Source organism: Brevundimonas sp. A19_0 (assembly GCF_017744255.1).
Taxonomy (GTDB): domain Bacteria; phylum Pseudomonadota; class Alphaproteobacteria; order Caulobacterales; family Caulobacteraceae; genus Brevundimonas.
In genome coordinates, this window is sequence record NZ_JAGHQP010000013.1 from 63348 (window position 1) to 83457 (window position 20110).

At 66.6% G+C, this 20110-nt stretch carries 15 protein-coding genes; 10 read left to right on the top strand and 5 right to left on the bottom strand.

Translation table 11 applies throughout. The features are described from left to right. Positions 1-56 precede the first annotated feature (56 nt). From J7346_RS11740 to rpoC, 6 genes are all read left to right on the top strand, one after another. The gene (locus tag J7346_RS11740) at positions 57-1532 is read left to right on the top strand and encodes a leucyl aminopeptidase (RefSeq protein ID WP_209120126.1); all 1476 of its coding nucleotides are present in this window, start codon (positions 57-59) and stop codon (positions 1530-1532) included. A gap of 22 nt (positions 1533-1554) precedes the next feature. After that, a complete protein-coding gene (locus J7346_RS11745; protein WP_209120127.1) occupies positions 1555-2016 on the top strand; it encodes a DNA polymerase III subunit chi in 462 nt (153 codons plus the stop codon). Further along, positions 1998-2354 (top strand): hypothetical protein, encoded by a 357-nt coding sequence (locus J7346_RS15050; RefSeq protein ID WP_245157827.1) that lies wholly within the window; start codon positions 1998-2000, stop codon positions 2352-2354. The genes J7346_RS11745 and J7346_RS15050 overlap by 19 nt, the downstream gene beginning before the upstream one ends. A gap of 62 nt (positions 2355-2416) precedes the next feature. Next, complete coding sequence (locus J7346_RS11755) at positions 2417-2695, top strand: I78 family peptidase inhibitor (RefSeq protein ID WP_209120128.1); 279 nt, start codon at positions 2417-2419, stop codon at positions 2693-2695. Positions 2696-2994: 299 nt separating this feature from the next. Further along, positions 2995-7110: a DNA-directed RNA polymerase subunit beta gene (rpoB, locus tag J7346_RS11760; protein WP_209120129.1), complete on the top strand. Its 4116-nt coding sequence runs from the start codon at positions 2995-2997 to the stop codon at positions 7108-7110. A 127-nt stretch (positions 7111-7237) separates the two neighbouring features. Further along, positions 7238-11434 carry a DNA-directed RNA polymerase subunit beta' gene (gene rpoC / locus J7346_RS11765; RefSeq protein WP_209120130.1) on the top strand — a complete coding sequence of 1399 codons (4197 nt, stop codon included), beginning with the start codon at positions 7238-7240 and terminating at the stop codon, positions 11432-11434. 54 nt (positions 11435-11488) lie between these two features. On the opposite strand, the gene J7346_RS11770 is transcribed toward rpoC, so the two are convergent. The 5 genes from J7346_RS11770 to J7346_RS11790 form a co-directional block, all read right to left on the bottom strand. Beyond that, positions 11489-12274, bottom strand: a complete 786-nt coding sequence (locus J7346_RS11770) for a hypothetical protein (protein WP_209120131.1) — start codon at positions 12272-12274, stop codon at positions 11489-11491. Between the two features lie 69 nt (positions 12275-12343). Continuing rightward, the gene (locus J7346_RS11775; protein ID WP_209120132.1) at positions 12344-13621 is read right to left on the bottom strand and encodes an ABC transporter permease; all 1278 of its coding nucleotides are present in this window, start codon (positions 13619-13621) and stop codon (positions 12344-12346) included. Next, positions 13611-14291, bottom strand: a complete 681-nt coding sequence (locus J7346_RS11780) for an ABC transporter ATP-binding protein (RefSeq protein WP_209120133.1) — start codon at positions 14289-14291, stop codon at positions 13611-13613. The genes J7346_RS11775 and J7346_RS11780 overlap by 11 nt, the downstream gene beginning before the upstream one ends. Before the next feature lie 4 nt (positions 14292-14295). Then, positions 14296-15864 carry an efflux RND transporter periplasmic adaptor subunit gene (locus tag J7346_RS11785; RefSeq protein WP_209120134.1) on the bottom strand — a complete coding sequence of 523 codons (1569 nt, stop codon included), beginning with the start codon at positions 15862-15864 and terminating at the stop codon, positions 14296-14298. Between the two features lie 119 nt (positions 15865-15983). After that, complete coding sequence (locus tag J7346_RS11790) at positions 15984-16280, bottom strand: hypothetical protein (RefSeq protein ID WP_209120135.1); 297 nt, start codon at positions 16278-16280, stop codon at positions 15984-15986. A 365-nt stretch (positions 16281-16645) separates the two neighbouring features. On the opposite strand from J7346_RS11790, the gene rpsL reads away from it, so the two are divergent. The 4 genes from rpsL to J7346_RS11810 form a co-directional block, all read left to right on the top strand. Further along, positions 16646-17017, top strand: a complete 372-nt coding sequence (gene rpsL, locus J7346_RS11795) for a 30S ribosomal protein S12 (RefSeq protein WP_209120136.1) — start codon at positions 16646-16648, stop codon at positions 17015-17017. 66 nt (positions 17018-17083) lie between these two features. After that, the gene (rpsG, locus tag J7346_RS11800; protein ID WP_123286926.1) at positions 17084-17557 is read left to right on the top strand and encodes a 30S ribosomal protein S7; all 474 of its coding nucleotides are present in this window, start codon (positions 17084-17086) and stop codon (positions 17555-17557) included. Positions 17558-17704: 147 nt separating this feature from the next. After that, on the top strand, positions 17705-19783 hold the full coding sequence (gene fusA, locus J7346_RS11805; protein ID WP_209120137.1) for an elongation factor G: 2079 nt from the start codon (positions 17705-17707) through the stop codon (positions 19781-19783). An 89-nt stretch (positions 19784-19872) separates the two neighbouring features. After that, positions 19873-20110, top strand: a 238-nt coding sequence (locus J7346_RS11810; protein ID WP_245157828.1) for a GTP-binding protein, incomplete at its 3' end; no start/stop codon positions are given.

Consider the following 20110-nt stretch of genomic DNA (forward strand, 5'->3'; position numbering starts at 1 on the left):
CTCTTTTTGTATTGTGTAACCGGGAACCGGGCCGCTCGCCCGGGTGGGAGTGCTTCATGAACATCGCCTTTGCTGCCGATCTGGGACAACCGCAGGCCCTGGCCCTGCTTGTCGGGGAGGGCCGCAAGCTGTGCGAGGGCGGCAAGGTCCTGGACGGCCAGTCCGGCGGCACCTTCGAGCGCGCCATGCAGTCCGGCCGCTTCACCGGCGGCAAGGGCAAGACGCTGGTCGTGTCGGCTCCGCACGGGCTGGACGCCTCGGTGGTCGTGCTGGCCGGCGTGGGCAAGCGCGACGAGCTGACGGATCTGGCGATCGAGGAAGCGGCCGGAGCGGCCTTCCACGCGGTCAAGATGAGCGGGGCCGAAACCCTGACCGTCGATGCCCGCTCGTTCAGCGCCGAACAGGCCGCCCGCGTGGCCTTCGCCATCAAGCTGGCCGCCTATCGCTTCGACAAATACCTGACCCGCCAGAAGCCCGAGAAGATCCCGTCGGTGACGGGCCTGACCGTGGTCTGCGCCGATGTGAAGGCCACCGAGGCGGCGTTCCAGCCCCTGTCGGCCGTGGCCGACGGCGTGATCTTTGCCCGCGACCTGGTCTCGGAGCCCGCCAACGTCCTCTACCCCGAAGAATTCTCCAAACGCTGCAAGGCGCTCGAATCGCTGGGCCTCGAAGTCGAGGTTCTGGGCGAGAAGGAGCTTGAGAAGCTGGGCTTCCGCACCCTGCTGGCGGTCGGCATGGGCAGCCGTCGCGACAGCCATGTCGCCATCATGAAGTGGAACGGCGGCAATTCGGGCGAGGCGCCGCTGGCCTTCGTCGGCAAGGGCGTCTGCTTCGACACGGGCGGCATTTCGCTGAAACAGCCCGAGGGCATGGAAGACATGAAGTGGGACATGGGCGGCGCGGCCGCCGTGTCCGGCCTCATGCACGCGCTGGCGGGCCGCAAGGCGAAGGTCAATGCGGTGGGCGTTATCGGCCTTGTCGAGAACATGCCCGACGGCAATGCCCAGCGCCCCGGTGACATCGTCAAATCCCTGTCGGGCCAGACGGTCGAGGTGCTGAACACCGACGCGGAGGGCCGCCTCGTTCTGGCGGACTGCCTCTGGTACACCCAGGACCGCTTCAAGCCGAAATTCATGATCGATCTGGCCACCCTGACGGGCGCCATGATCGTCGCGCTGGGCATGGACTATGCCGGGGTGTTCTCGAACGACGACTCGGTGGCCCAGCCGATCCTCGATGCCGGTGCCAAGGTCGACGAGAATTTCTGGCGCATGCCGATCCCGGACCAGTACGACCGCCATATCGACTCGCCGGCCGCGGATGTGAAGAACATGGGCAACGGCCGCGCCGGTGGCTCGATCACCGCCGCCCTGTTCCTGAAGCGCTTCATCAACGACACCCCCTGGGCGCACATAGACATCGCGCCGACCGCCTGGGTCAGCAAGAGCCAGCGGTCGACCGTGCCGGACGGCGGCGTCGGCTTCGGCGTGCGCACGCTCGACCGGATGATTGCCGACACCTACGAGGGCTAGGGCAGGCGAGGGGCCGGAAGCCATGGCCGGTCAGGGTCCGCAAATCTGGTTCTACCACCTTGAACGGTCGGGTCTGGAGCAGGTGCTTCCGACCTTGCTGGACAAGGTGATGCAGGCCGGCCTGCGGGCCCAGGTCCGGGTCGCCGACACAGACCTCGCCCGGCACCTGGGCGAGGCGCTGTGGACCTGGCGGGACGACAGTTTTCTCGCGCATGGCCACAGTTCCGACCCTCATCCCGGGCGACAACCGATCCTGTTCACATCAGGAACCGACAATGTGAACCAGGCTCAGGCCCTGTTCATTGTCGACGGATCAGACTTTGGGCCGACGGAGGATTTCCAACGGTGTTTCATCCTATTCGACGGTCAGGACGAGGCGGCGCTGACGCAGGCGCGAGAGCGCTGGAAGGCGCTCAAGGCCGCGGGCGCGGACATCAGCTACTGGCGGCAGACGCTGGAAGGACGATGGGAAAAGGCGGGCTGATCCTGGCCGCGCTGGCCTTCGGTCTCAGCGCCTGTACGCCGCCCGAGTCCCTGCCGACCCGCCCGGTCGGCGTGGTGGTCGTGCCCGACGCGCCTGCCGGCCGGACGCCCTATGCCGAGGCGGCGTTCGAGGTCCAGGACCCCAACGACCTGTGCCGCGCATCCTCCCTCCAGTGGCTGGTCGGCAAGGACCGCAGCGAGATCCCGGTGCCGGTCGACCTGACCAACCGGCGCGTGGCCTGCACCACCTGCCCCCGGACCGAGGCCCATTCCCCGTATCTGCTGAACATTCTCTACGACGCCGAAACCAACCGGGTAACCCAGGTCAGCTGCGGCTGAGGGAACCGGCTGGTCCGGCGCGCCTTAGCCCTTCGACAGTCAAAGCATGGAGACCGACGATCATGATGCGTGCCGCCCTTCTGACCGGTAGCCTGGCCCTGCTGGCCGCCTGCGCCCCGACCCCGGACGCCGCCATGCCCGGTGGCGCGACCGACACCTGCGGCGCGGCCGGTAGTCAGGGGCTGATCGGTCGCAACATCGCCGCCGTCAGCTTTGCCGCCGATGCCAATGTCCGCACGGCCTGCACCACCTGTGCGGTGACCATGGACTATCAGGCCGACCGGATGAACGTCTTCTTCGACCAGGAGACCGGCATCATCGAACGGGTGACCTGCGGCTAGTCCGCAGGAAATTCACCGGGGGCCTTTATTTCGTCGGAAAAGCGAGTATATCACCGCGTTCCGCACAACTCTGTAACGAGTCCGCGCGACAGCGCCGAGGCCCGGTCCGTTGCCCTCCGACCGGTGCGAAGGCGCGCTCCTCCCCAAGGGAGCCGACATGACTGGTGTCCTGATCGCAGAGGCCCGCGGCCCGCGATCGAGGGTGGACACCGACATCCGTAAGGCCCGGGACCGCCGTCGGCGGCCACGGGTCATTGCTTTGACTGCGGGCCGTCCGGCCCGCCGATTGGGAAACAGGAATGGCCAAGTCCATCGACGGTCTCGCCCACGTGGCTCAGATCGCCTCCGCCACGTCGTTCACCGGCAAGAAGCGCATTCGCAAATCCTTCGGTCGCATCCCGGAAGCGGTGCAGATGCCGAACCTGATCGAGGTGCAGCGCGCCTCGTACGAACAGTTCCTGCAGCGCGAAGTGCGCCCCGGCGAGCGCATCGACCAGGGCATCGAGGCGGTCTTCAAGTCCGTCTTCCCGATCAAGGACTTCAACGAGCGCGCCGTGCTCGAATACGTCTCGTATGAGTTCGAGCCGCCGAAGTACGACGTCGAGGAGTGCATCCAGCGCGACATGACCTATGCCGCGCCGCTCAAGGTCAAGCTGCGCCTGATCGTGTTCGAGACGGACGAGGAAACCGGCGCCCGCTCGGTCAAGGACATCAAGGAGCAGGACGTCTACATGGGCGACATCCCGCTCATGACGGACAAGGGCACCTTCACCGTCAACGGCACCGAGCGCGTGATCGTCTCGCAGATGCACCGCTCGCCGGGCGTCTTCTTCGACCACGACAAGGGCAAGACCCACTCGTCGGGCAAGCTGCTGTTCGCCGCCCGCGTGATCCCGTACCGCGGCTCTTGGCTGGACTTCGAGTTCGACGCCAAGGACATCGTCTACGTCCGTATCGACCGTCGCCGCAAACTGCCCGCTTCGACGTTCCTGATGGCGCTGGGCATGGACGGCGAGGAAATCCTCAAGACCTTCTACGACACCGTGCCCTACGAGAAGCGCGGTGACACCTGGGTCACGCCCTACAAGCCCGAGCGCTGGCGCGGCGTGAAGCCCGAGTTCGACCTGGTCGACGCCGACACCGGCGAGGTCGTGGCACCGGCCGGCACCAAGATCAGCGCCCGCGCCGCCAAGAAGCTGGGCGAAACGGTCAAGTCGCTGTCGCTGGCGTCCGACGCCCTGGTGACCAAGTATCTGGCCGCCGACGCGGTCAATATGGAAAACGGCGAGATCTTCGCCGAGGCCGGTGACGAGCTGGACGCCGCCACCATCGACCTGCTGGTCGAGAACGGCTTCACCACCCTCGACATTCTGGACATCGACCACGTCACGGTCGGCGCCTACATGCGCAACACCCTGCGCGTGGACAAGAATTCGAGCCGCGAGGAAGCGCTGTTCGACATCTACCGCGTCATGCGTCCGGGCGAGCCCCCGACCCCGGAAGCGGCCGAGGCGATGTTCAACTCGCTGTTCTTCGACTCGGAGCGCTACGACCTGTCGTCGGTCGGCCGCGTGAAGATGAACATGCGCCTGGAAAGCCCGGAAGTCGGCGACGACGTCCGCGTGCTGCGCAAGGAAGACGTGCTCAAGGTCCTGCAGATCCTGGTGGGCCTGAAGGACGGCCAGGGCGAGATCGACGACATCGACAACCTGGGCAACCGCCGGGTGCGTTCGGTCGGCGAGCTGCTGGAAAACCAGTACCGCGTCGGTCTGCTGCGCATGGAGCGCGCCATCAAGGAGCGCATGAGCTCGGTCGATATCGACACGGTCATGCCGCACGACCTGATCAACGCCAAGCCGGCGGCCGCGGCCGTCCGTGAGTTCTTCGGCAGCTCGCAGCTGTCGCAGTTCATGGACCAGACCAACCCGCTGTCGGAAATCACCCACAAGCGCCGCCTGTCGGCGCTTGGGCCGGGCGGTCTGACGCGCGAACGCGCGGGCTTCGAGGTCCGCGACGTGCACCCGACCCACTATGGCCGGATCTGCCCGATCGAGACGCCGGAAGGCCCGAACATCGGCCTGATCAACTCGCTGGCCACTCACGCCCGGGTGAACAAGTACGGCTTCATCGAAAGCCCCTACCGTCGCATCAAGGACGGCAAGGCCACCGACGACGTCGTCTACATCTCGGCCATGGAAGAGGCGAAGCACGTCATCGCCCAGGCCAACATCGAGCTGAAGGCCGGCGAGATCGTCGAGGACCTGGTCCCGGGCCGGGTCAACGGGGAATCGCAACTGCTGGCCAAGGCCGACGTTGACATGATGGACGTGTCGCCCAAGCAGGTGGTCTCGGTCGCTGCGGCCCTGATCCCCTTCCTGGAAAACGACGACGCCAACCGCGCGCTGATGGGCGCCAACATGCAGCGTCAGGCTGTGCCGCTGGTCCAGGCCGACGCCCCGCTGGTCGGCACCGGCATGGAAGCGGTCGTGGCCGTGGACTCCGGCGCGGTCGTGGTCGCCAAGCGTGACGGCATTGTCGAGCAGATCGACGGGACCCGGATCGTGGTGCGCGCCACCAACGAGTCCGACGCCGGTCGTTCGGGCGTCGACATCTATCGCCTGTCCAAGTTCCAGCGTTCGAACCAGTCGACCTGCATCAACCAGCGCCCGATCGTGCGCGTGGGCGATACGGTCAAGGCCGGCGACGTGATCGCCGACGGCCCGTCGACGGACCTCGGTGAACTGGCGCTGGGCCGCAACGCCCTCGTCGCCTTCATGCCGTGGAACGGCTACAACTTCGAGGACTCGATCCTGATCTCCGAGCGCATCGTGCGCGACGACGTCTTCACCTCGATCCACCTCGAGGAGTTCGAGGTGATGGCCCGCGACACCAAGCTGGGGCCGGAAGAGATCACCCGCGATATTCCGAACGTCGGCGAGGAAGCCCTGCGCAACCTCGACGAGGCCGGCATCGTCGCCATCGGCGCCGAGGTCCAGCCGGGTGACATCCTGTGCGGCAAGGTCACGCCCAAGGGCGAGAGCCCGATGACCCCGGAAGAGAAGCTGCTGCGCGCCATCTTCGGCGAGAAGGCTTCGGACGTGCGCGACACCTCGCTGCGTCTGCCGCCGGGCGTCGCCGGGACCGTGGTCGACGTGCGCGTCTTCAACCGTCACGGCGTCGACAAGGATGAACGTGCGGTGGCCATCGAGCGCGCCGAGATCGAGCGTCTGGGCAAGGACCGGGACGACGAGCTCGCCATCCTGGAGCGCAACGTCTACGGCCGTCTGAAGCCGCTGCTGCTGGGCAAGAACGCCACCTCGGGTCCGAAGGGCCTGGGCCGTGGCGAGGTCACCGAAGAGAAGCTGGGCGGCCTGTCGCGCGGCCTGTGGTGGCAGATCGCCCTCGACGACGAAAAGGCCATGGGCGAGCTCGAGGCCATGAAGAAGCAGTTCGAGGACGCCCGCAAGGCGCTCGACCGCCGCTTCGAGGACAAGGTCGAGAAGCTGCAACGCGGCGACGAACTGCCCCCGGGCGTCATGAAGATGGTCAAGGTCTTCGTGGCCGTGAAGCGCAAGCTGCAGCCCGGCGACAAGATGGCCGGCCGCCACGGCAACAAGGGCGTCATCTCCAAGATCCTGCCGATCGAGGACATGCCGTACCTGGAAGACGGGACGTCGGTCGACATCGTGCTGAACCCGCTGGGCGTGCCCTCGCGCATGAACATCGGCCAGATCTTCGAAACCCACCTCGGGTGGGCGGCTGCGGGCCTCGGCAAGCAGATCGCCGGCCTGCTGGACGACTGGCAGCATGGCGGCCAGAAGAAGGCCCTGGTCGAGCGTCTGACCGACATCTATGGCAAGGACACCCCGCTGCCGGACGATGAAGAGGACCTGATCGAACTGGCCCGGAACCTGTCGAAGGGCGTGCCCTTCGCCACGCCGGTCTTCGATGGTGCCAACATCGGCGACATCGAGCGCCTGCTGGTCGAGGCTGGTCTGGAACGCTCGGGACAGTCGATCCTGTACGACGGCCAGACGGGCGATCGCTTCAAGCGTCCGGTCACGGTCGGCTACATCTACATGCTGAAGCTGCACCACCTGGTGGATGACAAGATCCACGCCCGCTCGATCGGCCCGTACTCGCTGGTCACCCAGCAGCCGCTGGGCGGCAAGGCGCAGTTCGGCGGACAGCGCTTCGGCGAGATGGAGGTCTGGGCGCTGGAAGCGTACGGCGCGGCCTACACCCTGCAGGAGATGCTGACGGTCAAGTCCGACGACGTGGCCGGCCGTACCAAGGTCTACGAGGCCATCGTCCGCGGCGACGACAGCTTCGAGGCGGGCATTCCCGAGAGCTTCAACGTGCTCATCAAGGAAATGCGCTCGCTGGGTCTGAACGTGGAGCTGGAGAATTCGTGAGTGGCGAGTGACGAGTGACGTGTGGCGAGCCAGCCTCGCCCGCGTCCTCCAGTCACTCCTCGCCACTCACCACTCGCCACTCGCCACCAATCGTTTTCGCGGCATGCGCCGCAGCTAAGGAACTGAGATGAACCAGGACGTCCTGAACATCTTCAACCCGGTCCCGGTCACCCCGACCTTCGACCAGATCAAGATCGCCCTGGCCTCGCCGGAGAAGATCCGGTCGTGGTCGTTCGGCGAGATCAAGAAGCCGGAAACCATCAACTACCGTACGTTCAAGCCCGAGCGTGACGGCCTGTTCTGCGCCCGTATCTTTGGCCCGACCAAGGACTACGAATGCCTGTGCGGCAAGTACAAGCGCATGAAGTACAAGGGCATTATCTGCGAGAAGTGCGGCGTTGAGGTCACCCTGGCCCGCGTCCGTCGCGAGCGCATGGGCCACATCGACCTGGCCGCCCCGGTCGCCCACATCTGGTTCCTGAAGTCGCTGCCGTCGCGCATCTCGCTGATGCTCGACATGGCGCTCAAGGACGTCGAGCGCGTCCTGTATTTCGAGAACTACATCGTCACCGAGCCGGGCCTGACGCCGCTGAAGCAGAACCAGCTGCTGACAGAGGACGAGTATTACCGCTACCAGGAAGAGTTCGGCGATGACGGCTTCACCGCCGAGATCGGCGCCGAGGCCGTCCGCAACCTGCTGATGGGCATCGACCTGCACGCCGAGGCCGAGAAGCACCGCGCCGAACTGGCCGACAGCCCCTCGGAAATGAAGGCCAAGAAGGCCTCCAAGCGCCTCAAGCTGATCGAGGCCTTCCTCGAAAGCGGCAACAAGCCCGAGTGGATGGTGTTGACCATTGTGCCGGTCATCCCGCCGGAACTGCGCCCGCTGGTGCCGCTGGACGGCGGTCGTTTCGCCACCTCGGACCTGAACGACCTGTACCGCCGGGTGATCAACCGGAACAACCGTCTGAAGCGCCTGATGGAGCTGCGGGCGCCGGACATCATCATCCGCAACGAAAAGCGGATGCTGCAGGAGTCGGTCGACGCCCTGTTCGACAACGGCCGTCGCGGCCGGGTCATCACCGGTGCCAACAAGCGTCCGCTGAAGTCGCTGGCCGACATGCTGAAGGGCAAGCAGGGCCGCTTCCGCCAGAACCTGCTCGGCAAGCGCGTCGACTATTCGGGCCGTTCGGTCATCGTCGTGGGCCCGGACCTCAAGCTGCATGAGTGCGGCCTGCCCAAGAAGATGGCGCTCGAGCTGTTCAAGCCGTTCATCTATGCGCGTCTGGACGCCAAGGGCCTGTCGGGCACCGTCAAACAGTCCAAGCGCATGGTCGAGCGCGAACAGCCCCAGGTCTGGGACATCCTCGAGGAAGTCATCCGCGAGCACCCGGTCCTGCTGAACCGCGCGCCGACGCTCCACCGTCTGGGCATCCAGGCGTTCGAGCCCAAGCTGATCGAAGGCAAGGCCATCCAGCTGCACCCGCTGGTCTGCGCCGCCTTCAACGCCGACTTCGACGGCGACCAGATGGCCGTGCACGTCCCGCTGAGCCTTGAGGCCCAGCTGGAAGCGCGCGTCCTGATGATGTCGACCAACAACATCCTGTCGCCGGCCAACGGCAAGCCGATCATCGTGCCGTCGCAGGATATCGTGCTGGGTCTCTACTACCTGTCACTGGTCAAGGACGGTGAGCCGGGCGAAGGCAAGCTGTTCGCCAACATCGGCGAGATCGATGCCGCGCTCGACGCCGGTGTCGTCAGCCTGCACACCCGCATCAAGGCCCGCTGGACCGAGATGAACGCCGAGGGCGAGCTGGTCACCAAGGTGATCGACTCGACCCCGGGCCGGATGAAGCTGGGCGCGATCCTGCCCAAGAACCCGAACGTCGGTTACCGGCTGCTCGAGAAGAACCTGACCAAGAAGGAAATCGGCAATCTGATCGACGTAGTCTATCGCCACTGCGGCCAGAAGGCGACGGTGATCTTCGCCGACCAGATGATGGGCCTGGGCTTCCGCGAGGCGGCCAAGGCGGGCATCTCCTTCGGCAAGGACGACATCGTCATCCCGCAGAAGAAGGTCGGCTTCGTCGAGGAAACCCAGTCGCAGGTCGAGGAGTACGAACAGCAGTACGCTGACGGCCTGATCACCAAGGGCGAGAAGTACAACAAGGTCGTTGACGCCTGGGCCAAGGCCACGGACCGGATCGCCGACGCCATGATGGCCGAGATCGCCCAGCCGCGCGTGCTGGCCGAAGGCGAACGCCCCGACATCAACTCGGTGTACATGATGGCCAACTCCGGCGCCCGGGGTTCACAGGCCCAGATGAAGCAGCTGGGCGGCATGCGCGGCCTGATGGCCAAGCCGTCGGGCGAGATCATCGAGACGCCGATCGTGTCGAACTTCAAGGAAGGCCTCACCGTCCTTGAGTACTTCAACTCGACCCACGGCGCCCGTAAGGGTCTGGCCGATACCGCGCTGAAGACCGCCAACTCGGGTTACCTGACCCGTCGTCTGGTGGATGTGGCGCAGGACTCGATCGTCACCGAGGAAGACTGTGGCTCGACGCGGGGCATCACCCTGCGCGCCGTGGTCGAGGGCGGTGATGTGCTGGTCTCGCTGGGTCAGCGCGTTCTGGGTCGCTACGCCGCCGAGGACATCAAGGAGCCGGGCACCGATACCGTCCTGTTCCCCGCCGACACCTATCTCCAGGAAGAGGAGATCGAGGCCCTCGAGGACGCCGGCGTCCAGGCCGTCAAGGTCCGGTCGGCCCTCACCTGTGAGGCCGAGGCCGGTATTTGCGCCCACTGCTACGGGCGTGACCTGGCGCGCGGGACCAACGTCAACATCGGCGAGGCCGTCGGTGTTATCGCGGCCCAGTCGATCGGCGAGCCGGGCACCCAGCTGACGATGCGGACCTTCCACATCGGCGGCACCGCCCAGGTGGCCGAGACCTCCTTCATGGAGGCGACCAACGCCGGGTCGATCAAGATCACCGGCCCGACCGTCAAGGCGGCGCACGGCGACCTGATGGTCATGAGCCGCAACGTCATCGTGACCGTGGTCGTGGACGGCAAGGATCGCGAGACCCACAAGGCTCCGTACGGCGCCCGTCTGCGCGTGAAGGAGGGCGAGGAAGTCGCTCGCGGCCAGCGTCTGGCCGAGTGGGACCCGTACACCACGCCGATCCTGACCGAAGTCGGCGGCACCATCCGCTTCGAGGACCTGGTGGAATCCCTGTCGTTCCGCGAGGAAACCGACGAGGCCACCGGTATCGCGCAGCGCGTGGTCACCGACTGGCGGGCCAACCCGCGCGGTTCGGACCTGCGTCCGGCCATGGGTGTCACCACCGGTGACGCCTATGCCAAGCTGGCCTCGGGCTCCGACGCCCGCTACCTGCTGCCGGTCGGCGCGGTTCTGTCCGTGGCTAACGGCGACGTGGTCAAGCCGGGCGAGATCATCGCCCGTGTCCCGACCGAGGGCGCCAAGACGCGCGACATCACCGGCGGTCTGCCGCGGGTGGCCGAGCTGTTCGAGGCCCGTCGTCCCAAGGACTGCGCGGTCATCGCCGAAATGGACGGTCGTGTGGAATTCGGGCGCGACTACAAGAACAAGCGCCGCATCAAGATCACCCCGGAAGTGGATGCCGATGGCAACCAGGCCGAGGCGGTCGAATTCCTCATCCCGAAGGGCAAGCACATCTCCGTCCACGACGGCGATCTGATCCAGAAGGGCGACTACATCATCGACGGCAACCCGGATCCGCACGATCTGCTGCGCATCCAGGGCGTCGAGGCGCTGGCCGAGTACCTCGTCAACGAGGTGCAGGAGGTCTATCGACTGCAGGGCGTGCCGATCAACGACAAGCACATCGAGGTGATCGTTCGCCAGATGCTGCAGAAGGTCGAAATCCTGGATTCGGGTGAAACCACCCTGATCAAGGGCGACCACGTCGATATCCCCGAGGTCGAGGCCGAGAACGCCAAGGTCATCAAGCGCAAGGGCCGCCCGGCGACCACCCAGCCGGTTCTGCTGGGTATCACCAAGGCCTCGCTGCAGACCCGCAGCTTCATCTCGGCGGCGTCCTTCCAGGAGACCACCCGCGTCCTCACCGACGCCTCGGTCAACGGCAAGGTCGACAATCTGGAAGGCCTCAAGGAGAACGTCATCGTGGGCCGCCTCATCCCGGCGGGCACCGGTGCCTATCTGCGCTCGCTGCAGAAGGTCGCCAACCAGCGCGATGCCGAGCTCACCGACGCCCGCGAGGCGGCGGTCGAGGCTCTGCCCGCCGATCTGGCGGCCGAACTGGAAGAGACCGAAGGCTGATCGGTCTGACCGGCTGAACGAAACGGGGCGGTGTCGAAAGGCACCGCCCTTTTTCTATTCGTCGGCCTCTCGCCGATCCCGGTCGCTCAGGCCCTGGTCGAGCTGGTCGTTGGTGTCCTGCCGGAAGCCGGGGTCCAGATGGGCGCCGGGACACCCCATGCCGAAATTGGACCCGGGGCAGTCGCCGACGCCGGTCACCCCCGTGCCCCCTGCCAGTGGACGGCGCCGGGCCTCATAGCGCTCGATCTCGCGTCGGCCCTCGGCGGCAAAGCGGGCATCGCGAGCGGGATTGTCGGTGCCCCGGATCGGGGTCGCCTGGGCTGCAGCCTCATTGAAGGCCTCGTCGCAGACCGTCTGCTCGGCGGCCGACATCCGTCCATTCCGGGCATTGCAGCCCAGGGTGCTGGTGCGCAGGCTGCGTGCCACGCGTCCGCCCTCGGTTTCGGGCCGCACAGCCCATTCCGATGACGGGCGGCCGGGCAGGCCCGGTGTTGCGGGCCGGGTCACCGGGGCGTCCTCGTCCTCCTCCTCGGGACGGGCGAGGGGATCGGTCACGTGCATCGTGCGGTCGGCGGCGGCGGGCAGGGGGGCGGTGCTGGTCGGGGGTGCCGTCCGCGGCGGCCGCGGGCGCTCGCCCTCCAGCAGGGGGCGCGGCTCGATGTCGACATAGAGCGGGGGCAGGGGCCGGGCTTCATCCATCGCCGGACCAAAGGCGCCAAAGGCCAGAAATCCCAGAACCAGCAGGTGCGCCATCAGCGACAGGGCCACGACGACCGGCAGGCGCCAGCGCGCCGTGCCCACCCTCGTCATGATGGCGTCCAGACGGTCCCTGCGGATCACGGTGGCGGCCTCCCCTCTGAGGGGCAGACAACCGGCCAACCATGGCCAAGTCAGGGCTGAATTGCGGGCCTATTCGCGGCGGAGTGCCTCAATCGGGTCCAGCTGCGCCGCCCGCCACGCCGGATAGGCCCCGAACACCACGCCGACAAAGGTTGAGAACCCGATGGCCAGCGGGGCGGCCCAGGCCGGGATGGCTGCCGGCCAGTCCCCGAACTTCGACATCAGCAGCGCGCCGCCGACCCCGAGGAGCAGGCCGATCAGCCCGCCCAGCAGCGACAGGGCCACCGACTCCAGCGCGAACTGGGTCAGCACATCGCTGCGCCGCGCGCCGATCGCCATACGCAGGCCGATCTCGCGCGTCCGCTCGGTCACCGACACCAGCATGATGTTCATGATGCCGACCCCGCCGACCACCAGCGACACCCCGGCGACCGCGGCCAGCAGGATGGTGAAGGTCGCTGTCGAGGACTGCGCCGCCTCCTGGATGGAGGTCAGGTTCTGGACGTTGAAGTCGTCCTCCTGTCCCGGGCGGATGCGGTGCCGTTGGCGCAGCAGTTCGGCGACGTCCTGCTCCAGCCGGTAGAGGGAGTCCTCGTCCACCGCCTTGACGTAGATCTGGTTGACGCTGTTCCCGCGAGAGCCCGAGCCCCGACCGATGACGCGGCTGCGCGCGGCATCCAGCGGGATGACCACGATGTCGTCCTGGTCCTGGAAGCCCGACTGGCCCTTCTCGCCCAGCACGCCGACCACGGTAAAGGGAATGGGGCCGATCCGCATGCGCTGGCCGACAGGATCGACGCCCTCGCCGAACAGTTCGCGCACGACGGTCTGGCCCAGAACGGCCACCTTGCGACCGCTGTCGGCGGCAGCCTGATCGAACATCTGGCCGGAGACGATCTCGAGGTCGCGCGCCACCAGATATTCGGGGGTCACCCCCTCGATGCGGCTGGCCCAGTTGGCGCCGTCATAGACCAGCTGCGCCCCGCCGTTGACGGCCGGAGAGATGGCCTTCACCCCGTCCAGCGTGCGCATGGCCTCGGCGTCGTCGACGGTCAGGCTGGCGCCCGAGCCCCCGCCGCCGCGCACAAAGCCGCCGCCTGCGCCCCGCGGGGCCCCGGGCCGCACCACCAGCATATTGGTACCGAGGCTGGACAGGGCCTGTTCCACCCTCTGCTGGGCGCCCAGGCCGATGGAGGTCATCATGATGACGGCCGCCACCCCGATCACCACGCCCAGCGACGTCAGGGCCGAGCGCATGGGGTGGGCGGCGATGGCGCCCACGGCGAAACGCACCAGCTCGAGCGGGCTCATGGCGCTGCCGGTCAGGGGACGAGGATCATGCGGCATTGCGGTCATCCGATACGATCAGCCCGTCCCGGAACGCGACCCGGCGCCGGGCGCGCGCGGCGACCTCGGTGTCGTGGGTGACGATGCACAGGGTCAGACCCTGTTCGTTCAGTTCGTCGAACAGGGCCAGCACCTCCTGGCCGGTGGCGGTGTCGAGCGCGCCGGTCGGCTCGTCGGCCAGCAGCAGGTCCGGCGCATTCGCCAGCGCCCGGGCGATGGCCACGCGCTGCTGCTGTCCGCCCGACATCTGCGTCGGTCTGTTCTCCAGTCGCGATCCCAGGCCCACGCGCTCCAGCAGGGCCACGGCCCGGTCCCGCCGCTCGGCGGGTGCGATCCCGGCATAGATCATCGGCAGTTCGACATTCTGCACCGCCGTCAGCCGGGGCAGCAGCTGGAAGGACTGGAAGACAAAGCCGATCCGCCGGTTGCGGAAGCTGGCCAGTTCGTCGTCGTCATAGTCGGCGACCGGATCGTCCTCGAAGCGATAGTCGCCGCCCGTCGGTCGGTCGAGGCCCCCCAGCACATTCATCAGCGTCGACTTGCCCGAGCCGGACGGGCCGATGATGGCCACATGCTCCCCCCGGTCGATGCCCAGTGACACCCCGCCCAGGGCGTGGATGACATTGTCGCCCATGACATAGGTCTTGGTCAGGTGATCGATACGGATCATCGCTCTAGAACCGGCCGCCGCCGCCCATGCGGGCGCCGCGACGCTGGGCTTCGAGATCGGGCGCGCGCGGTCCGCCGCCGGTGATGACCTGATCCCCGGCTTTCAGCTCGCCGCCCAGGATCTCGGTATAGGAGCCGTCGGTGGCCCCGGTCCGCACCGGCACCCGCACAGGCTTGCCGTCCCGCAGCACCCAGACCACGCCGCGGTTGCCGCCGCCGGCAAAACGCAGGCGCTGGGTTTCCAGAATGGCTTGCTGATCGGGGCGGAGCAGGGGTTTGATCTCGTCGAGGGCGGCATTCAGGATCGCGGCCGAGGCCGGGTTCATGCCGCGCCGCCGCTGGCCGCCGCCGGCGCCGCGCTGGGCGCGCATGTCCTGCTGGGCCTTTTCGAGGATCGGCGTGACCTTGGCCTGCTGGTCGCTGTCCAGCTTCAGTTCCTCGACCAGGGTGGCGACCAGATTGCCACGACCGGCGCCGCGCGGGCGGTTGCCGCCGGCGGGCGGACCAAACGGCGATCCCCCGCCCTGACGGTCCGCTTGGGCGGCCTGCTGTTCGGCCAGCACGTCGCCCGGGGTGAAGCGCAGGGCGGCGTTGGGCACGCGCAGTACATTGCGCTTCTCTTCCAGAATGATGTCGGCATTGGCCGTCATGCCGGGCAAGAGCTTCTCGCCCGGATTGTCCGCCTCGACCACGACCGTATAGGCGACCACGCTCTGCTCGGTGGTGGGCAGCACCCGGATCTGGGTGACCTCGCCCGTGAAATTGTCGTCGGCAAAGGCATCCACGGTAAAGCGCACCGGCTGGCCGACGCGGACCGAGCCGATGTCGGCCTCGTCCACCGTCACCAGCGCCTGCACGCGGGACAGGTCCTGGGCCAGGGTGAACAGCACAGCGACGTTCAGGCCCGAGGCCACCGTCTGGCCCGGCTCGATCTGGCGGTCGATGACGATGCCGCTGATGGGGGCGGTGATCGTGGTCCGGCCCAGGGTCGCCTGATTGGCGCGCAGCTGGGCCTGCTGCTGGCGGACCTGGGCGCGGGCGCTCTGCTCATTGGCGCGTGCCGTACGCAGCGAGGCCTCCGCCGTATCCAGCGCGGCCTGCGCGATAATCTGGCGATCGAACAGGAATTTCTGCCGGTCATACTCGGCCTGGGCCAGGGCGACCTGGGCCTGGGCCTGGGCGATCCCGGCCTGGGCCGAGGCGATGGCCGCCTGCGACTGTTCGACGGACGAGGCCTGGTTCTGCGGGTCCAGACGGGCCAGCACCTGACCGCGCTGCACCCGGTCATTGTAGTCGACCAGCACATCGGTGACCTGACCCGAAATCTGCGAGCCGACCTCGACGGTGACCAGGGCTTCCAGCGTGCCCGAGGCCGAGACACTGCGGACCAGATCGCCGGTACGCACGTCTTCCGTCCGGTACGGGTCGGCATCGCTGCCGCCGCGCAGGAAGAAGAACCAGACCGCAAGCGCCGCGATCAGCACGCCGGCACCGGCCATGATCCAGGTGCGACGGTTCCGGCGGCGCGGACGGGGCCTGGGCGAGGACGGGCCGGTCGAAAGGGTCGAGGTCATGCGGATCGGGTCTCGTCGATAGGAAGGATTGCCCTTGGGCGTGAAGGCTTAACGCCGGCAACCGGCGTTTCCGTCGCAAGCTCAACACGAAACCCGCTGAACCACCGATGAAGGCGAGGTCAGTCCCGCTCGTAGTAGACGTCGACCGTGCATTCCCAGTCGTCGCCGTCCCGCGAGCATTCGCAATAGCCGATGTGGGTCACCGACAGGGTGCGCGAGGCATCCCGGCTGCCCCTTACCGAGGCGTAGGACAGGTTCCGCACCTGCCGCTCACCGGTCCGTTTGGCATCCTGACAGGCGGCGGCCCGGGTGTGACCCGTACCCCAGGCCGACAGCACCTCGGCCATGGCCGGTCCGGCCAGTATCAGGCCGACAACGGCGATCAGGCCGGGAAGGGGAAGGCGCAGGCGGGACATGGCGAACTCCTTGCTGTGACGATCCGGGGGGCAGTGTATCGCCGGGGGCAGGGCAGGGGGCTGACCGTCCCTGACGCCGCCTTATGGAAGCTGACGGACAGGGGCGGCGCGACGCCCTTGACCCGCGGGGCTTCCGCGCGTAGAACCCGCGCACTTTTGACGGGGCGGATTCGTCGGCTCCCGAGATCGTGACAATCGAATGCGACGGGCTGTGTCCCGCCGGAATGCCCAAAGCGCGCATTCCGGCTTTTGCGTTTGAGAACAATCCACCCGGGCCACGGCCATCCGGCCGGGTCCAAAAGAAGGCTCCGAGACGCCCCGGCCGACAGGCACACGTCTCCTGACATGAAGAGAAAACGGTTCGAATGCCTACGATCAACCAGCTGATCCGCAAGCCCCGCCAGCCCAAGGTCGCCCGGAACAAGGTTCCGGCCCTGAAGGGTTGCCCCCAACGCCGCGGCGTCTGCACCCGCGTCTACACCACCACCCCGAAGAAGCCTAACTCGGCTCTGCGTAAGGTCGCCAAGGTGCGCCTGACCTCGGGCATCGAGGCGGTGTGCTACATCCCCGGCGAAGGCCACAACCTGCAGGAGCACTCGGTGGTGCTGATCCGCGGCGGCCGCGTGAAGGACCTTCCGGGCGTGCGCTACCACATCCTGCGCGGCGTGCTCGACACCCAGGGCGTCAAGGACCGCAAGCAGCGTCGTTCGCACTACGGCGCCAAGCGTCCGAAGTAAGCCTCGCGCCTCACGATTTAATTCCCGGCCCGGGCCGGACCCCAGACAACCAAGAAGAGCAAGCCCATGTCCCGTCGTCACCGCGCCCAGAAGCGTGAAGTTCTGCCGGATCCCAAGTTCGGGGATCTGATCGTCACCAAGTTCATGAATTACGTCATGTACGAGGGCAAGAAGGCCGTCGCCGAGAACATCGTCTATGGCGCCTTCGACATCCTGGCCGACAAGAAGAAGGACATGGAGCCGGTCGCGACCTTCCATTCCGCGCTGGACAACGTGGCCCCGGCCGTCGAAGTCCGCTCGCGTCGCGTCGGTGGTGCCACCTATCAGGTGCCGGTCGAGGTTCGCCCCGAGCGCCGTCGTGCCCTGGCCATCCGCTGGCTCGTCAACGCTGCCCGCAAGCGCGGCGAGAACACCATGACGGAAAAGCTGGCCGCCGAGCTGCTGGACGCCGCCAACAACCGCGGCACGGCCGTCAAGAAGCGCGAAGACACCCACAAGATGGCCGAAGCCAACCGCGCCTTCAGCCACTATCGCTGGTAGGCGCCTTCAAAGCGTCACCTGCACTGACTATCTGAGGGTTCACGGCGCGGGCGGTTTCAGCTAAATCGCCCGCGCCGCACATCCGCACAGACCGACTTTCCCGAGGGCGCCCCCCGCGCCCTGATCTCACTTCAAGGCACGTTTCCCATGGCCCGCATCAACAAGATCGAGGACTACCGCAACTTCGGCATCATGGCCCACATCGACGCGGGCAAGACGACGACGACCGAGCGGATCCTGTTCTACACCGGCAAGAACCACAAGATCGGCGAAGTGCACGACGGCGCGGCCACCATGGACTGGATGGACCAGGAGATGGAGCGCGGCATCACCATCACCTCGGCCGCCACGACCGCCTTCTGGCGTGAAAAGCGCCTGAACATCATCGACACCCCCGGCCACGTGGACTTCACCATCGAGGTCGAGCGCTCGCTGCGCGTGCTGGATGGCGCCGTGACCGTGCTGGACGGCAACGCCGGCGTTGAGCCGCAGACCGAAACCGTCTGGCGCCAGGCCGACAAGTACCGCGTTCCCCGCATCGTCTTCGTCAACAAGATGGACAAGATCGGCGCCGACTTCGACAAGTCGGTCGAGTCGATCCGCGACCGTCTGGGCGCCAAGGCCGTGCCGATCCAGTTCCCGATCGGCGCCGAGTCGAACCTGAGCGGCCTGGTTGACCTGGTCCGGATGAAGGCCGTTGTCTGGGACAACGACAACCTGGGCGCCAGCTTCCACGACGAGGACATCCCCGCCGATCTGGTCGACAAGGCCAATGAGGCCCGCCAGTACCTGATCGACAACGCCGTCGAGCTGGATGACGAGGCGATGGAAGCCTACCTGGAAGGCCAGGAGCCCTCGGAAGAGACCATCAAGAAGTGCATCCGGAAAGCCGTGCTGACCGGCGCCTTCTATCCGATCCTGTGCGGCTCGGCCTTCAAGAACAAGGGCGTGCAGACGCTGCTGGACGCCGTGGTCGACTATCTGCCGTCGCCGGTGGACATTCCGCCGACCCCCGGCATCGACTTCAAGACCGAAGAGCCGATCACCCGCAAGGCGTCGGACGACGAGCCCCTGTCGGTTCTGGCGTTCAAGATCATGGACGACCCCTTCGTCGGTTCGCTGACCTTCTGCCGCATCTATTCGGGCAAGATGGAAACCGGCCAGTCGCTGCTGAACTCCAGCCGCGACAAGAAGGAGCGCGTCGGCCGCATGCTGCTGATGCACTCGAACAACCGGGAAGACATCAAGGAAGCCTACGCCGGCGACATCGTCGCCCTGGCCGGCCTGAAGGACACCCGCACCGGGGACACCCTGTGCGACCCGATCAAGTCGCCCGTCATCCTCGAGAAGATGGAATTCCCGGCGCCGGTGATCGAGATCGCCGTCGAGCCCAAGTCCAAGGCCGACCAGGAGAAGCTGGGCGTCGCCCTGGCCAAGCTGGCTTCGGAAGACCCGTCCTTCACCGTCTCGACCGACCACGAGTCGGGCCAGACGATCCTGAAGGGCATGGGCGAACTGCACCTGGACATCAAGATCGACATCCTGAAGCGCACGTACAAGGTCGAGGCCAACATCGGCGCGCCGCAGGTGGCCTACCGTGAGTCCATCAGCCGCAAGGCCGAGATCGACTACACCCACAAGAAGCAGACCGGCGGTACGGGCCAGTTCGCCCGCGTCAAGCTGGTGTTCGAGCCGGGCGAGCCGGGTACGGACTTCGTGTTCGAATCCGCCATCGTCGGCGGTGCCGTCCCCAAGGAATACATCCCGGGCGTGGAAAAGGGCCTGAAGTCGGCCAAGGAAAACGGCCTGCTGGCCGGCTTCCCGGTCATCGACGTCAAGGCGACCCTGGTCGACGGCGCCTTCCACGACGTCGACTCCTCGGTGCTGGCGTTCGAGATCGCCTCGCGCGCGGCCTTCAAGGAACTGCGTGAGAAGGGCGGACCCAAGCTGCTCGAGCCGATCATGGCCGTCGAGGTGGTGACGCCCGAGGAATACCTGGGCTCGGTCATCGGCGACCTGAACGGTCGTCGGGGCATGATCCAGGGTCAGGACATGCGCGGCAACGCCACGGTGGTGAACGCCTTCGTGCCGCTGGCCAACATGTTCGGCTATGTGAACACCCTGCGGGGCATGTCGCAGGGCCGCGCCCAGTTCACCATGCAGTACGACCACTACGAGCCGGTGCCGCAACACGTCGCCGACGAAGTGATCAAGAAGTACGCCTAACCCAAACCCCCTGCTTTCGGCGGACTTCGGTCCGCCGGGGGCCCTGAAAACCAAGGACTAGCCCCTGTTCAGGGGACGGAGAGAAGAGAATGGCCAAGGAAAAGTTTGAACGCACCAAGCCGCACTGCAACATCGGCACGATTGGTCACGTTGACCACGGCAAGACGACGCTGACGGCGGCGATCACGATGACGCTGGCCAAGGCCGGTGGTGCGAAGGCGATGAACTACGCCGACATCGACGCGGCGCCGGAAGAGAAGGCGCGCGGCATCACGATCAACACGGCGCACGTGGAATATGAGACGGCCAACCGTCACTACGCCCACG